The organism is Acinetobacter sp. FDAARGOS_494 (assembly GCF_003812225.1).
GTDB lineage: Bacteria > Pseudomonadota > Gammaproteobacteria > Pseudomonadales > Moraxellaceae > Acinetobacter > Acinetobacter baumannii.
Genome location: NZ_CP033866.1, coordinates 3053220 through 3066593, shown reverse-complemented (window position 1 = coordinate 3066593; position 13374 = coordinate 3053220). Strand labels below are relative to the sequence as shown.

The following is a 13374-nucleotide window of genomic DNA, read 5'->3' as shown; positions in this document are numbered from 1 at the left end:
ATTGATAGTTGAGTTGTCGTAAAGACATTACCATGCTCTTTGTAAGTTTGAGATGCTTGTTATTTCTACTCAACATACAAAACATAAGATTATTAATTTTTAGTATTCCAAGAAATTCATTTTGAATTTAAATTTATTAACAATACCTACAAATTTTTTGCTCACTACGTAGATATATGGTTTATCAGTATCTCTAACAATATAATTAGACAAATAGATTCTTTAAGAGCTCAAAAATCACCCTATTAATCATCTTATTTTAAAGTAGTACTTCAAATATATAAAAGTACTACTTTTAATTTTGGAATACCCTTTATACCTTAACCATAAAAAAATTCTAAAAAATAGTCTACATCCAATACTACATTTTCTTTTATAAGGGTTTTCTTTAGTTCTTCTAAGAAACCTGTCTTATATCCTCCATTTTCACCTCTAGGGTTAGAGTCATATAAGTCAATAATTAAATTTTGTATAACATTAATTTGCGAAAAAAAATCAAATAAATTTTTAGCAATGATATGTAATTCATCGCCTGAAATACATGCTCCTATCTCGCCACTATTATGATTAATGTATACGACATTTACATCATGCTGTGTTAAGAATACTGTAGTACTTTCCCCATCAAATATATCTTCAAACATATATTGAATATTTTCTAACGAATCTTTTCCTAAAAAATCATTTATATTTCCTCCTAGATCAATATTAAAATCATTTTCAGGAATACAACTTAAATAGCTTTTAAATAGATCATCATTAACAGAATTATCCTGATTAATAAGGAATCTTTCACCATAAATTATTTCATTACATTCATCAATTTTCTTTAATAAATCATTAAAATTCATGATACCTATCCTAATATTAAATACTACAACCTTTATTAAACTGATTAATCATTGCTTGTCTATCAATCAATCTTCCTCTGGAAACATTAGTCGTACTTCCTCGATGACCTTGTTTCGAATGAAAATGCTCATTATATGCATTTGGCATAGGACTACTATTTGGATGTTTAGGGTTTTCCAAGAAAACAATATTTCGCGGATCTCCTTTCCAACTTTCGCCTAATGCTCCATTATTTTTAACACTGTTAATGTGATGACCAGTATAGCCAAGATTTGACATAACAGATGAGAGATGACCTTTACCACTACCACTTGGCGTTCTAAGAATCGTATCCAGTTCAGCTTTACTCCAATCCCTAGTACCTGTTCCTGTTGTTTGTATTAGTTGCTTCTCAAGAGACCAAGCTCTATCAATAGCATCTTGTCGACTTCCAGCTTGAGGTGTTACCTTATCTGGCTTATATCTAACTAGACTACATGGTGCTAATCCATATGGATCAACCCATTGTACGGGGTTCGCAGTATAAGCATAGACATTAAAACCACCCAATAATCCAATCGGATCTTTGGAAATAAAACGTCCAACATAAGGCGAATAATAACGATAACGGTTATAATGAAGTCCTGTTTCCTCATCAAAATATTGACCTTGGAAACGGATATTATTGCTAATAATTTCTGACTTTTCAAAGAAATCTGAGTTAGTCTGCTCTAGCTTACATTCACCCCAAGCTTTATATTCAGCCTTCCAGATAATGGCACCTGTTTGGTCACTCATTTCCTGTGGCGTGCCTAAATGGTCGCAGTGATAGAACCATACATCATCAAAACCTTGACTTTGTTTTACTGTATTCCAAAGAGGGTCTTTATAAATACTATATGTTTTATCTGACCAGTCTTGGGTTTGATGTAGCTCAATGGGGTGATGATACGCCGCTTGTAACAAAGGCACGAAACTATCTTTTTCGTAGAAATAGTGTTTTGTTAAATCAGCACTCGATTCATACGCTAAAGTATCACCATCCCAACCATAACTAATGTTCTGCTCTTGACCTGTATGGTGATGCTTACTTCTTTTTTGAATACGTCGGCCTAAAGCATCATAGCGATATTCTGCCGTATATTGATTGTTTCGGCTACGAACAAGACGTCCAAATACATCCCACTCAAGATTTAAATCACCTTGTGATGACTTTTGTCGAATCAGTTGCCCAAAAGCATCATATTGATATTGTTGGTCAAGATATTCCTGTACGATGTTATTGACTAAGCGATTATAGCCATAACCTTTTTCATCAGAAATATGCTGTGAAGATTGCTCTTTGGTACTGTTATATCGCTCTAAAATATTACTTGCCGGGTCAAAATTAAAAGTCTCTTTCCCAAGTTTACTAGTTGCCTCTAATAAACGCCCAACAGGATCATATTTATAATGAATAGCCCCACGACGAGTATCCTTAATGAGCGTTAACTCACCAGTTTTATCGTAGTGATATAAGCGTTCAATCAATTGGTTGGTATGCTGGATAGCATTATTTTGAGTTTGGGCCTGATAGCCTTTGTCATGCCCACTCAACATTAATTGCTGAGTTAAGCGCCCGACTTCATCATAACTTTGTTGTTGGCTAAGTCCATTTGCATAGTGTCGCAACGTCTCTCTATGTAAATCGTCACGCTCAAAACTAACAACATCTTCACCATTTAATGCCATGCCATAGACATGTCCACTTCCATAAGACAGCCAATCTATTTTCTGTCCGTCTGGTCGGATGGTTGTAGTTCGATTATTTAATTCATCATAGACATGTTTCCACACAGCAGTTTTCTGTGTCACAACATCTTGATGATGCTCTTTAATTAAATTACCTGCTGCATCATAAAACCACTGCAAGTTAGTTTCGGCATTTTTAGCCTGAACTAGATTACCTAAGCCATCATAAGAAAATTCTTCTGTTTGTTTTTCTTCAAGCTCTTGTCCTTGATAGCCATATCCTGCAGTACGTTGTTCTAAACGTCCCATACTGTCAAAAATAAATTGCTGAATACGGTCTTTAGGTGCCGCACGGTCTTTGAAATCTTGACCATAAGTAGAAGCAACTTCAATACTTGTGGTTAAACGACCATTATATTCATCGTATGCATAAACAGTTTCTTTGCCATCAAAATCAATTTCTTTTACTAATCGACCCGCAGCATCATAGACAAATTCATAACTTGCGCCATTTTCATTAATTAAACGTTTTAAGCGACTTAGACGGTCCCATTGATATTTTAAAGTTTGATTTAATGGGTCAGTACGCTTGGTAATTAAACCAGCTGCGTCGTATTCATAACGTGTCTGCTGACCTTTTGGGTCAATATGAACTAATAAACGACCTTCTGCATCATGAATGAAATGCTCTTCAGCGCCATCAGCGTGTTTAATTTTTTCAAGCTGACCAAAAGCATTCAACGGTAACCCTTTTGCTATAGGCTGTCTTAGTTCAGTAGTTAATTCCGTATAGAAATATTCAACTTTTTGCTTTAAAGCATTTTCAATAAATTTGACGCGCCCGCGGTCATCATAGTGCCACTTGGTCTCTTTACCTGAACAATCTGTATAACTGATTAAATTCCCTCGATCATCATATTTAAGTGTCTTCTTACCTCCTTTCGCATCAGTAATGGAAGTTACCAACCCCATTGCATTATAGGCATAGACTGTTTCGCGCTTCAGCGGATCAATTTCTTTAATTATATTTCCTGAAGCATCGTATTCTTTAAACCAACGCCCCTGTTCAGCGTCAACAAAACCGATCAGATTATCTTTTTCATCGTATTCATAATAGAAAGTCGAACCATCGGCCTGGACCATACTTAAGACATTGCCACGTTCATCATAGGTATATGATGTTTCTGTTCCATCTGTGGCAATATGCGATGTTATATTTTTTGCTTGATCTCTAAAGAACCATTCTTGCAAATTATCTGGATAAATAATTCGATAGGTATAACCAGTAATACCATAATAATATTCAGTCACGTTACCATCGATATCCATGACTGAAGTTACGCGAACATTTTCATCCCAATCTAATTTAGTAGCGGAACTATAATCATCAGCCCATTCCTCAATCGCTTTTGAACTAGGTAAAACTCCATCCCACTTTAGGTTCATCCCACGATGAGTAAGATCGGTATAACGAGTTAATAAATGAGCTTGGTATTGATATTCATAAGAAGCAGCAAACTCATTAGTTGCCTTAATTAAATCATCTTGTTCGTTATATTGATATGCTGATAGTTGTCTAATTAGTTGACCCTCTTCAACCAACCAAGCTGCAACAACTTTCTGCGCATCATTAATCTGTAATGCTACATGTGCCAATATTTGTTGTTGCTGTTTAAATATAATATCTGATAAATAGCTATCACTATTTTCTAATTCATGATCATAACGTAGCCCAATACTAAATCCATTTTGGCGTTCTATGGAGGCTAAACGAAACTCATTCTTATATTTTTGATAGAAGCGAGTTTCTGAAACACCATATGAAATTGCTCTAATTTCAGGTGAGATAACTGTATAAGTGAAAGTCTCTACTTCATCATAATAACTCTGCCCAACTTTCAGCTCTGGTAAGCGAACTGGACGGCCATCACTGCCAATATACTCCCAACCGTCTTGCTCAATTGGCTCTTTTGGATGATGCACATTGTAACTTGAGCAACGAACTATTTTAGTTGTGAAAGGTGTAATCCATCGCGCCCCGAAAATAGATTGATCATACTGATATAAGTTTGATACATATGTTCTAGAAAATTGCTCTATCAATAATGGATGAATTTGTGCATCGATATGATTTAAAAATTCAGTACCCAACGCGAATGTAATAGAGTGTGTCGTTCCACCTTTACAATTTTTACAGGCATTCGCATTATGAGTCGCTGCATGCTCATCATTAGATTTTTCTAATTTATTATTTTTCTTGTCATGCTTAACTTGTGTTGTTTGAGTTGGCTTAACTTGTGCTGATTTCTTTTTCCTAAATTTAGATGCACTCATTCTCAATACATCAAATAGCCATCCTATTGTTTGTGGCTGTGCTGTATTACCCAAACCTTTAATTTTAGTATTGGCAGTGATACCAATTTTATTAATCGTTGCACCTACATTTAATATCGGCTGCTTTAGATGTGCTGGTACTAAGGAACTAGCAACTTTAGCATTGGAGTTTGCTCCAGTTTTTATAAGAGCTTTTCCCCAGTTTTCGGTCATATAAACTAGATTTTTTCCAGCTCTTGTTAAGTCACCACTTTTTATTCCTTTAATAACGCCAGCTGCTTGCTGTTGAGCGCGGCTCGCATTTGACCCAGCGTTTGTAAATATTTGACCCTTAGTTACAACTCGAACAATTCCACCATTAATTTGTGTTGTGGCATTTTGGACCGTTGCACCACAAGTAGCTAAAATTGAATTTAGTTTGTTTAACCCTGTTTTGCAGAATTTTTCTATATCCCCTGCAACTTGATCATTTAAATGATTAGAGATCACAACAATAACTGCTTCACCTAAAGCAGCTTTACCCACACGTTTAACTTCTTGACGAACTAAAAATAAAGCTGGACGAGCAGAAGTACGAATTGCTGTTGTTCCAGGAATAGGTGCAACCCCAATAAGGTCAATACCCATTGTGGTCCAATCCATAATATCGGCATTTTGAAAACCTTTATCATAGATATAGCAAATGTCGGAAACCACATCGATGGCAGCCATCACATTTCCAATAATTGGAACTGTTCCCATTACACTTGCCACTAAGTCTAATGTCACAATTTGATGCGTATGGCTCTGTAACCAACTATCTATTTTTTGTTTTGAATGGCTAACATCTTTAATCGCAACTTCTGTTAACGGCTTAACAACTTCTGTTTTTCCAGACATTTTCTTTCTCTATGAATTCTTTTTAAAAGGGCTTTGCAAATATTGATGAAGCGTATTATTGACCAAACTATTGCCATCAATAGAGCCTGATTTATTGAAATCATTCATTTTTTGAATAGATGTAAGTTCAATGTTGTTCCCTATTTTTTGACCTGCTTCTGAAATTGGTAAAAAGCTCTTCACTTGATCAGTTACTAATCCCTGCGCCTGAGTTTTTAACATTGGCATTAAAGCCTTTGCTCCTTCAGATTTTATGCTTTGTGCAGTTTGAATATTTTTCATAATATTCGTAGGATTGGTTAATTGTTTAGATAATTCACCAAGTTTGGACTGGGCTGTTTTACTCATTTGTGCAATTAATGAATCTGATTGCTCACTATCCGCATCATTCTTATTTGGCCACTCAACTGGACGTTTAAAGTCACTTGCAGTATCCCAAGGATCACGGTGATCTGATTCGAAGAAGACTTTTACTGCACCTGTTGCTAAGCCAGAAACTTTTGCAAATCCCTTATCATCCAGCTTGCCAGTAACCTCTTTTCCGAAGTTATCGACAACCCTATAACTTCCACCTTTTACAAACTCACCATGTGCATATTCATGAAATAACTCAAGTACACCTTGTACACGTTTTGGTGGCGGTGGCAAACTAGATTGAACACTTGCCGATGCGCCGCCTTGGAACACATGCTGTCCAGCATTGACCTGAAATTTCCCGCCAGTTTTTGGAAAGATTCCCGAACCATTTAAGGTAATTTGTGAACTTGCACCAGTAATTACAATTTCTTTAGGACTACTAATTTCAATACAGTCTTCTGTCGAAGAAATGGTGATACCTTTATTAGCAAGTACATCTAAAGCATCTGACTGGGCTTGTATTTCTACCTTACCTTGTGCAGCAACAGCTTTTAGCCCGCTCTGAGCAGCAAAAAGGCTCAGCCTATTTTGGGCATGGGCAATCACATTCTTTTGAGTACTTATATTAATGCTGTCTCCAGCAATCTGATTGATTTGTGCATCAGCCGAGATGTGAATATCTTCTGAACTACTTAGAGCTATACCATCCGGTGAACTCAAAAGAAGTAAAGCTTTTTCAAATTTAGCGATTTGCTGCTGAATTTGTGAGGCAAAATCTTTTAACTGTTCAATCGATTCTATTTCATCGGTTTTCTGGTTTTTAGCAATGTCACTCAGTGCTTTACTGTTAGTTTGACTACCCTCAAGTTGCTTTTTCGCAACTTCGGCATCGAGGTGGTCTCCTTTAGCGTTATCCTGTTTATGAGTGGATACCAATAAACCTTGCCCCGCACGTAAAGCTCCCCATTGGTCAGTACGCAGTTCAAAGCCTTCTCCGCGGTCTTCACTTTCCGCTTTATCTTTAGGATGGCTCAATTTCCCGAGATTTAGCTGGCTTGCACCATGACTGCTTTGGAGTTGGGTACTAATTTGTCCCGGTGTATCATCAAATCTGAGTTGCCCAAACCCACCACCTGACACTTCTTTAGAACGGATACCACTGAGCTTTTTAGTATCAGGAAGCTTTCCTTTGTTATCAAATTTGGTTGGTTGGCGCTGTGCCTCATGAATTCGACCCATCACAAACGGTCGGTCGATATCGCCATTAAAGAAGTCAATAACGACGATCTCACCGATACGCGGTAAAAACCGCGCACCATAACCTTCTCCAGCCCACGGCGTTAGAACGTCAATCCAAGCTGAATCGGTATCATTGTTGTTGGTTCCTGCTCCACCATCATGGCTATGGTCATCACTACGCGTAAATAGGAAGCGGACTTTAATACGCCCCCACTCATCTACATAGATTTCTTCACCTTCAGGACCCACCACTTTTGCGCGTTGTGGATGAGTGACTGGACTATGAATTTGCGGGTTATAAGCTGGTGTTGTTGGAATATGACGACGTTGTAAAATCAGTTGATTCGCTTGGCGTTCATCACTGTTCTCGGGGTTTTGAATTGCCCAGTTACTTTGCGCCAATAAACCATTGATTTGATCATTTAAATCTTTAGGTAAATTATTCTGATTAAAGAAGTTTTTAGAAACAATCAAAAAGCTTTTATCTGAGCTTTCATGCTGGTCTATTTCTGGGTGTTCATTTAATTCGAAATAGTAACCCACATAGGCATCGCGGACTGTTGTTTGTGCAATAAAGCGTTTCGCCTGTGCCTCGTAGTAATTGTGGAGGTTCTGGTTTAATCGTTCAACTTGTTGATTTCCAGATTTAGTAACCCCATCCTCACCCTTTAAGTCACCAATCCATGCAGGCGAATAGTTCCAAGCTTGCTCCAAGCCAAGTGTAGCATTGTCATAATGTTCACTATGCTGATGCTTACTTTGAACACTTCCAATCCCTTCTTCTTGATCTAATATTTCTGCTTGCCAACGTTGTATATGCATAACATTGGGTTGAAGAGAACGCTCGGCAGTTAAGCGAGTCATACTGTCATATTGTTCGACCGCACTACTACGGTGGTAACGAATCGTTTTACGGTCTAAAGGCTGATATTGACTATTGGCATCAATTAACCTGAGTTTCTGAGCTTGAATAGATGTATCTGTACTTGGAACAATATGCTGAGCTTCATCAATGAGCCAACTGATATTTTCACTACGAAGTAAGCGTGTAAGGAAATTCCAGTCACTTTCGTTATGTTGCATCACAAAAGGACGCACATCATAAGTTTGTGTTAGACCGCTTAAATCTAAACTTAAACTTGCAGCAAATAGCGGATTTTTAGTTTGCCATTCTTTAAATAATATTTCCCATATCTCAACCACGCTTTTATTCATAAATACACGTGAATTACGGCGATATTTCCATAATGCGGTTGGATCTTCTAAGGTCAGCTTATATAAAGTTAGACTTCCATCTGATTGGCCCTGTTGAGCATGAGTAATAATGCCTGTAACGCGAGTTAATTCACCTCGCTCCGTCACAATATCTACAGCAGCCTGAACACCAATAAAAGATTTAAGTTGAATCGTTGCATTTGTCGATAGGCATAAAAGTTCTGCTTTTAAACCATCATTGAGTGCATGTACACCATCAATTCTTTGCAGAAATACTTGGTCATTCAATATCGGAGACGTAAATTGAACATGAATAGCACGTTTCTGCGGGCTAATACCCAAACTATCTAAAACTTGATGAATACTGTTCAACATCTTTATAGGACTAAATTATATTTTGCAGTATTTTATAAAATACATACAAATCTGTCTATTTCATTAGCAGTGAATTTTAAGTGTAAGAGACACTTCTTATCAGTGCATAAACAATATTTTCGAAACTTAAATATAATGAAAATAATGTTTAATTTTATATATTAAGCTTAATTTTTAGCTTATATTTTTTTTAAAATAAGATAAAGAATCTATTACTTAACAAGATAGAGGTAACAAAAAACAATACTTGTCAATCTTTTGTTTTTTATATTCTTTTTTCAAAATTAATTAAAAAATTTCTTATATCTATAAATCTAGGTAGAAAAATTCTTTTATTGAATATTTAGTTTAAAATATTTATATATTTCAAAAGACTAATTAATTTAATTTTAGGAAAAGAGACATCAATGTTGAGTGTTCTAAGTTGTCTGTAAACTTTATTGACAGCCATGTTTTTATAGTTAATTAGGGTTTGATAGGCGTGTGAATAGGTATTTTTAGTCTCGTAAATAGCTTTAGATAATAGATAGTTGAGTCCTGTTAAATTAGTATGTAAATAATAAGTACTTTAAAACTATTTTATAAAAAACTGTAAATAAGTCTGAATATAAGAGGACATTTAATGAAGGACTTTCTCACCAAGAAAATGTACGCAACTAGAGCTTTATTTTTTGCTGTAGGTGTTATGGCTTTGAATGTTTCCCCTATTGCTATTTCTACTACTCATGCAGCGACAGAACAAAAAATGGATATATCGACTACACTTTCATTAATTTTTGCAGATAAACCCATAGAAGCTTCTTTATTTAGCCCTCAATTTTTAGAACAAGTTCCCATCACACAAATTCAAAAAATCGTTGATGATTTAAAAGTCTCTTTAGGTGCTCTTAAAAATCTTAATGTTTCAAATGGCTCTGGGACTATTGATTTCGAAAAGGGAGAATTACCCGTTTCAATTAGCTTAAATGAGCAAGGACAAATTAGTACTCTTTGGTTTAGCGCGCCTCATTTTAAGACAATAAGCCTAGACGAAATGGTTAAAGGTCTACATGAAAATGCAATCGGTAAAACATCTCTTTTAGTTATTGTAGATAACAAGCCTGTGGTTGTAGAAAACGATAAAACCCCTATGGCTGTCGGTTCGACTTTTAAGTTACTGGTTTTAAAAGCTTATGAAGATGCGATAAAAAAAGGCGAATTAAAAAGAGAAACTATTGTTTCTTTAAAAGAAAAGAATCGCTCATTGCCAACTGGAGTTTTACAAAACTTGCCTGCTGGTACGCCTGTAAATCTCGAACTTCTTGCGCAGTTAATGATACAAATTAGCGATAATACAGCGACCGATAGCTTGATAGAGGTATTAAAGAAACCTCGTATAGAAACGTTGTCACCTAGAAATTCTCCTCTGCTGACGACACGAGAGCTATTTCAACTGATTGACCCAAGTAATGAAAAGCTCAGAAATAAGTTTAAAACAGGAACAAAGTCGGCTCGTCTAGAAGCACTCGCTGAACTAGACAAACTGCCGCTACCAAGTGTGAGTAGCATTGGAAAATTGGCTACTTGGCAAGATGCTGAATGGTATATGTCAGCCCATGAGATTTGTCCTCTTCTTGAAAGTGTTCAAGATGCTCCGGCTCTGAACAGTTCTTTAAATCCACTTTTTAAAAATTTAAATTGGCAAAAGATCGGTTTCAAAGGAGGTTCTGAATACGGCGTGATTAACTTTTCCGTGATTGGAAAAACTCAAAAAGGCCATAAAGTTTGTGCTGTATTTACCGCAAATGGAAATGAGCCACAGCCTGAGTCAAAACTAGCCATATTATTTACAGGCATACTTCAAGCTGTTGATTTTATGAATCATTAAGAGTAAAAGCCCATCATGATTAGAAGGTTTTTTAGCACCTCCTTATGATGGGCTATTTTGATTTAGAGTTATTCAAAGAATAATCGTAAAAGTATTTTAATTAAACTGAACAATAGATAGAAATTCGCTATAAATATTAATCTATTTATAAAAGATGCTAAAAATGAAAAAAGTTCTCTTGTTTGACCTAGATCAAACTATTCTTAACCGAAATGAATCACTTTTAAAATTTCTTAACTGGCAAGTAAGCTACTTAAACTTAGTACCCCATGAGCTAAAAAAATCTTTTATTAACCGATTCATAGAGCTAGACAATAACGGAAGCGTTTGGAAAGATATTGTTTACAGTCAATTAATTAAAGATTTTAATATCAAAAAATATGATACATCTGAATTGCTGCAATCTTACATTAATGATTTTAATAAATTCTCTACAGCATTTGAAAATGCTCCAAAAACTATTCAAAATCTTCATGCTCAAGGATACACATTAGGCTTAGTATCCAATGGAAAAACACCTTTTCAGGAGAAAAATTTTTATGCTTTAGAATTAACGGACTATTTTTCGATTATCGTGATTTCTGAAGCTATAGGTTTAAGAAAACCAGATCCTGAAATCTATTTATACACTTGCAATCAACTAGATTGTAAGCCATCAGATTGTATTTTTATTGGAGACAATCCCAAAGCAGATATAGAAGGTGCCAAAAAAATTGGTATGAAAACAATATATTTTCATCCAACTCTTACCCTTCATCCTTCTCTTTCAGATGCAAGTATTCATCATTACGATGAACTTGAAGAAACGGTTAGAAGGTTAATTAATCCGCCTCATTTTTAATCTAATACGCACTATATGAAAAAGGCTAATTTAAATAATTAGCTAAATTATTTATCTTGTTTTATATCGTATGAATATTTTTGAAAAAACGAAGTCTTGAATATTATAGATAATACTTGCAGGAAAAAAATGATGGAAATTTCATTAAGATTCGCGACCCCTGCCGATCTCAAAGTTATAAACGAACGCTATGCCGAGATTGATTTTGTACCATCACATGCTGGTGAACTTATTGTACTAGCTTCTATTGATGAGAAAATTATTGGTCAAGGTAGAGTTGTGGGTATTGATGCTAACAGCGGCGAGCTTGGTGGAATTTATGTTTTTCCGGGCAATGAAGGGTTAGGAATCGCCCGTAAGGTAGTTGATTTCTTAATTAAAAATTCAGATTTTTCTATGCTTTACTATTTACCCTTTGCCGAGTTAGAAGGCTTTTATGGCTCTATGGGTTTTGCTGCTGTGAAAGACATGGCTCAGGTTCCAGAAGCTGTACTAAAAAAACATGAGTGGTGTAACAGTAATTACGACAAACCGGTTTTGCTTTTAGAAAGAAGTAAATAAAAGAATATTTATAAAAAAACCGCCCCAGAAGGCGGTGGCTGAATTTAAACCAGCAATATATAGAAGTATGGTGGACGAATACTTCTATATTCTTTTACGAAGGAGTTTTATTGGTTTTCATAAAATCTTCCGATTTAAAATATTTAATAATCATATCTGCATGCTCTTCTTTAGGAGGAGCAACAGTCACAGGAAATGATTCTTTAGAAATTTTAAATCCGTGCGGAATTAATTGTGAAATTGGTGGAAATTTAGGTTTTCCACCATCGGTAATTCGCTCGATAAAACTTGCTAACCAGAGCAAATACTCTCCTTCGTTTTCAAACTTCGGCATTACACTTAGATCAACTTTGACTTTACATTCACTAAGAGGCTTCGTGAGCTGCTCATCAAAATCAATATAATTGAACTTAAGTTTAAACTCAGTCCCTTTAATGGCCTTACGTATCTGACTGATTAAACAATTCAGATTTTGTGTAAGGTCATTAGTGAATAAGTCGTCTTTTTTAATATTCTTATAAACCTTTTCAGCCACGGCTAAATACTTTGGCATTTTTACCCTCCTCAATCTCAATTGTTATAAAGTTTTGATCTTAAAATGTTTTATGGTTCTGATTATGATTAAACAAATGTAAAGGAGTGAAACAATATTATACTCAAACGTAAGTAGTTAAAGCTTTATGTAAAGACTATTGAACAATCACCTAAAAAAATTATGGTTTTGATAACTCATCCGCAATTTTTTTTAAAATATTATTATCTTTTGAAATATTTATTTTCAATTAAAATTTACCATTTGGTAAAATTAATACGGTCTCATTTGCTGATCTCGTCTTACAAGTCCTAGAACGGATCTACGAACTCTTATTTCATCTTCAGAAAATGGTAAATGCTCTTTTAGCTCATCTATAGAAAGTGAATTATTTTCTATTAAAAAACAGTCTTGTTCGGTCGTCCAACGTGAAGCTATTGATTCGGTTTGTTTCCAGTAACGTTTCATATGCCCTAGTAAATTAATCAGTCTAAAAGCTTACGATGAGTGCAAGCTTTTTATAGATTGTGTGCAGAAAGAAGAGTAGGAATAGTACCGAAATACTCAAAAATAAAAAAGCCAAACACCTCAATAAAGCACTGTTTGGCCTTT

General features: G+C 35.3%; 8 protein-coding genes. 3 read left to right on the top strand and 5 right to left on the bottom strand.

The window, feature by feature from the left end:
- Window positions 1–320 precede the first annotated feature (320 nt).
- Genes EG365_RS14980 through EG365_RS14970 form a run of 3 tightly spaced genes read right to left on the bottom strand, consistent with a single transcriptional unit; the run spans window position 321 to window position 8961 of the window.
- Window positions 321–851 (bottom strand): hypothetical protein, encoded by a 531-nt coding sequence (locus EG365_RS14980; RefSeq protein WP_001010300.1) that lies wholly within the window; start codon window positions 849–851, stop codon window positions 321–323.
- Window positions 852–867: 16 nt separating this feature from the next.
- Window positions 868–5775 carry an RHS repeat-associated core domain-containing protein gene (locus tag EG365_RS14975; RefSeq protein ID WP_000015582.1) on the bottom strand — a complete coding sequence of 1636 codons (4908 nt, stop codon included), beginning with the start codon at window positions 5773–5775 and terminating at the stop codon, window positions 868–870.
- 9 nt (window positions 5776–5784) lie between these two features.
- Window positions 5785–8961: a type VI secretion system Vgr family protein gene (locus EG365_RS14970; RefSeq protein WP_000934999.1), complete on the bottom strand. Its 3177-nt coding sequence runs from the start codon at window positions 8959–8961 to the stop codon at window positions 5785–5787.
- A gap of 622 nt (window positions 8962–9583) precedes the next feature.
- Between EG365_RS14970 and EG365_RS14960 the strand changes: the two genes are divergently transcribed.
- The 3 genes from EG365_RS14960 to EG365_RS14950 all read left to right on the top strand — a co-directional run bounded on the left by EG365_RS14960 (window position 9584) and on the right by EG365_RS14950 (window position 12230).
- The gene (locus EG365_RS14960) at window positions 9584–10828 is read left to right on the top strand and encodes a serine hydrolase (RefSeq protein ID WP_001989630.1); all 1245 of its coding nucleotides are present in this window, start codon (window positions 9584–9586) and stop codon (window positions 10826–10828) included.
- A gap of 163 nt (window positions 10829–10991) precedes the next feature.
- Window positions 10992–11669: an HAD family hydrolase gene (locus tag EG365_RS14955; RefSeq protein WP_000756789.1), complete on the top strand. Its 678-nt coding sequence runs from the start codon at window positions 10992–10994 to the stop codon at window positions 11667–11669.
- 132 nt (window positions 11670–11801) lie between these two features.
- Complete coding sequence (locus tag EG365_RS14950; RefSeq protein ID WP_000406277.1) at window positions 11802–12230, top strand: GNAT family N-acetyltransferase; 429 nt, start codon at window positions 11802–11804, stop codon at window positions 12228–12230.
- Window positions 12231–12324: 94 nt separating this feature from the next.
- Here EG365_RS14950 and EG365_RS14945 read toward each other — a convergent pair whose 3' ends face one another.
- Both EG365_RS14945 and EG365_RS14940 read right to left on the bottom strand, forming a co-directional pair.
- Window positions 12325–12783: a hypothetical protein gene (locus tag EG365_RS14945; protein ID WP_001127331.1), complete on the bottom strand. Its 459-nt coding sequence runs from the start codon at window positions 12781–12783 to the stop codon at window positions 12325–12327.
- A 252-nt stretch (window positions 12784–13035) separates the two neighbouring features.
- Window positions 13036–13230 (bottom strand): hypothetical protein, encoded by a 195-nt coding sequence (locus EG365_RS14940; RefSeq protein WP_001984101.1) that lies wholly within the window; start codon window positions 13228–13230, stop codon window positions 13036–13038.
- Between the last annotated feature and the right edge of the window lie 144 nt (window positions 13231–13374).

What these genes read in the sequence shown, in the direction of transcription:
- EG365_RS14960 (WP_001989630.1), top strand. Translation starts at nt 9,584, where the DNA reads ATGAAGGACTTTCTCACCAAGAAAATGTACGCAACTAGAGCTTTATTT.
- EG365_RS14970 (WP_000934999.1), bottom strand. Translation starts at nt 8,961, where the DNA reads ATGTTGAACAGTATTCATCAAGTTTTAGATAGTTTGGGTATTAGCCCG.
- EG365_RS14980 (WP_001010300.1), bottom strand. Translation starts at nt 851, where the DNA reads ATGAATTTTAATGATTTATTAAAGAAAATTGATGAATGTAATGAAATA.
- EG365_RS14945 (WP_001127331.1), bottom strand. Translation starts at nt 12,783, where the DNA reads ATGCCAAAGTATTTAGCCGTGGCTGAAAAGGTTTATAAGAATATTAAA.
- EG365_RS14975 (WP_000015582.1), bottom strand. Translation starts at nt 5,775, where the DNA reads ATGTCTGGAAAAACAGAAGTTGTTAAGCCGTTAACAGAAGTTGCGATT.
- EG365_RS14940 (WP_001984101.1), bottom strand. Translation starts at nt 13,230, where the DNA reads ATGAAACGTTACTGGAAACAAACCGAATCAATAGCTTCACGTTGGACG.
- EG365_RS14950 (WP_000406277.1), top strand. Translation starts at nt 11,802, where the DNA reads ATGGAAATTTCATTAAGATTCGCGACCCCTGCCGATCTCAAAGTTATA.
- EG365_RS14955 (WP_000756789.1), top strand. Translation starts at nt 10,992, where the DNA reads ATGAAAAAAGTTCTCTTGTTTGACCTAGATCAAACTATTCTTAACCGA.